This window comes from Mesorhizobium sp., from assembly GCF_024509055.1.
In the GTDB taxonomy this organism is placed as follows: Bacteria; Pseudomonadota; Alphaproteobacteria; order Rhizobiales; family Rhizobiaceae; genus Mesorhizobium.
Genome location: NZ_JANINM010000262.1, coordinates 1 through 2,463 on the forward strand (window position 1 = coordinate 1; position 2,463 = coordinate 2,463).

A 2,463-nucleotide genomic window follows, 5' to 3' on the forward strand; every position below is an offset into this window, starting at 1 on the left:
CAGCTTCCAGGCCAGAGCGTAACGGCGTGGTGCACGGTGCAGCAAATTTCGCGCGTGTGCGCTTGTAGCGTCGTCTAACCCGGTGCTTCGGCAGCGTGCTGGTCGAAGGCCTCGAGGGTATGCGCTGCGTACCTCACCGAAGGGCCGACGCCCATGTAGACCGCCATCGCCAGCGTCTCGCCGATCTCTTCGCGGGAAGGCGCCAGCCTTGACCGCGCCTTCGGTATGGTAGGCGATGCAGGGCTGGCAACAGCGGCGTCGCAAGAATCGATCCGCCGCTGTCGATCAGGCCGAGCGAGAAGCTGACCAGTCCGCCGGACAGCCGCGCGGGCGCGAGAAAATGCAGCATCCCGGCATATCCTCTCGCTGCGACGATGCGATCATGGAGACCATCCCGACGAACATGGCGATGACGAAGGTCACCGGCGACGTCCTGACCGAAGCGCTCAGCGTTCGTGCAAAGGATCCTGCCGACGATGCCGCCAATACCGGCAATGCGGCCTATCGGCAGCATCAGTAGACCGGCGGACAGACCAATCAGCGCGCCGCCAAGTGCGGGAGCAAGACGGGCCTCCATCACCATGCGGCCGCCGCCAGCGCATTGAGCGGGATCTTCAAGTAGCGCTTGCCATTGCCTTCGGGCTCCGGAAGGCGGCCGCCGTTGATGTTCACCTGAAGCGCAGAGAGAATCAGCTTGGGCATCGGTAGCGTGGCGTCGCGTGCCTCGCGCAGCGCGATGAAGCTTTCCTCGGTCTGTCCGGCGACGTGCGGATTGCAGCGCTTCTGCTCGGCGACGGTGCTCTCCCACAACGGCGCACGGCCGCCGGGCTGGTAATCGTGACCGGTGAAGACGCGCGTCGCATCGGGTAGTGCAAGAATGTTCTGAATGGATTTCCAGAGGACCTTTGCGCTACCGCCTGGAAAGTCGGCGCGGGCGGTGCCTGAGTCGGGCATGAACAGCGTATCGTGGACAAACGCTGCGTCGCCGATCACGTATGTAATGGAGGCCAGCGTGTGCCCGGGCGAGAATATCACCTTCGCGTCGAGAGAACCGACCTTGAAAGTATCACCGTCATTGAACAGGCGATCCCACTGGCGTCCGTCGGCGGGGAAGTCCGGCCAGTTGTAGATGTCCTTCCAGAGCGCCTGCACGTCGAGGACCTGCGCACCGATCGCGGTCGGGGCGCAGGTCTTGTCTTTTAGATATTGCGCGGCCGAAAAGTGATCGGCATGCGGGTGGGTATCGAGAATCCACTCGAGCGAAAGCCCCTCGCTGGAGATGTAGGCGAGAATCTTGTCTGCCTGCTCGGTTTTCGTCGACCCTGATTTCTCGTCGTAGTCGAGCACCGGATCGATGACGACGCATTTGCGCGTCGCCGGATCGCTGACGACATACTGGATGCTGCCAGTGCGCGGCTCGTAGAAGCCTTTCACCTTGGGCTTCGTCTGGGCTTGGCGCGTGGGACGGTTCGCGGCCAGCCAACTGCGCGCGGCATCCGGTGCGATGCCGATCCTGGTCGCGGTCGAGACGAGCCTGTCGTCGCTGAAGCCTGCGATGTCGGCGTTGCCCGCCAGCACCCACATGTAAAAGGCGCGCGCGCCGGAACGGCAATGCGCGATCACCGGGCCGTCGGATGCGACAATCGCCTCGCCGAAGCGGCGGACGTCATCCTTCGTCATCGACGTGCTGGTAACGGGAATGAAGACATAGTCGAGCCCTGCCGCCTTTGCAGCCGCGGCCTCCGCAGAGGTCCCCGGCTGCGAAGCCTCCTCGCCGTCCGGGCGATTATTGATGACGGTCCTGAAGCCAAGGCGCCTGAGCTCCGCGAAATCCCCGGGCTGGAGTTGCCCCACGACCGAAAACTTCTCCGTGACCGGAATGGGCTTCATGGAACCGTTCCTTGACCGTCGGTGTTATCAATTACATAATTACGTATAATTAGATATGAAGAACCGCAAGTGGGAGAAGCCTCATGGAAGCTGCCGTCCGCAAGCCCCTCGTCCCTGAACCCGTTCTGAAGCATCGGATCGTCATCGTTGGTGGTGGAGCAGCCGGAATCACGGTGGCGGCAGAGTTGAAGAGGCGTGATGGCAAGCTCGACGTTGCGATCGTCGAGCCGGCAGAGACGCATTCCTATCAACCGGGTTGGACATTGGTCGGTGCGGGTGTGTTTACGCGCCAGCAGACCGCGCGCGAGGAACGCTCGCTGATCCCGAGCGGCGTCACGTGGATCAAGGCGGCGGTCATCGCATTCGACCCCGATAACAATCTTATGCGACTGAGCGATGGTCGCGCCGTCGGTTACGACTATTTGGTCGCTTGCCCGGGCCTGAAGATCGATTGGGATGCAATCGCGGGGCTGAACGAGACGCTCGGACACAACGGCGTGTGCAGCAACTACCGCGCTGACACCGCTGAATACACCTGGCGGCTGATCCAGGACTTCCGGGGCGGCACGGCCC

The 2,463-nt window shown here is 62.6% G+C and carries 3 protein-coding genes; 1 reads left to right on the plus strand and 2 read right to left on the minus strand.

Annotation, left to right across the window (positions count from 1 at the left end; translation table 11 throughout):
• Nucleotides 1-133: 133 nt before the first annotated feature.
• Together Q0L57_RS34250 and blh are read right to left on the minus strand one after the other, a co-directional pair.
• On the minus strand, nucleotides 134-577 hold the full coding sequence (locus tag Q0L57_RS34250) for a hypothetical protein (protein WP_366940899.1): 444 nt from the start codon (nucleotides 575-577) through the stop codon (nucleotides 134-136).
• Nucleotides 577-1,890, minus strand: coding sequence for a bifunctional sulfur transferase/dioxygenase Blh (gene blh, locus Q0L57_RS12630; protein ID WP_296743107.1), 1,314 nt, complete (start codon nucleotides 1,888-1,890; stop codon nucleotides 577-579). The genes Q0L57_RS34250 and blh overlap by 1 nt, the downstream gene beginning before the upstream one ends.
• Nucleotides 1,891-1,973: 83 nt before the next feature.
• Between blh and Q0L57_RS12635 the strand changes: the two genes are divergently transcribed.
• Nucleotides 1,974-2,463: FAD/NAD(P)-binding oxidoreductase (locus Q0L57_RS12635; protein ID WP_296743108.1), on the plus strand; the 490-nt coding region annotated here is incomplete at its 3' end.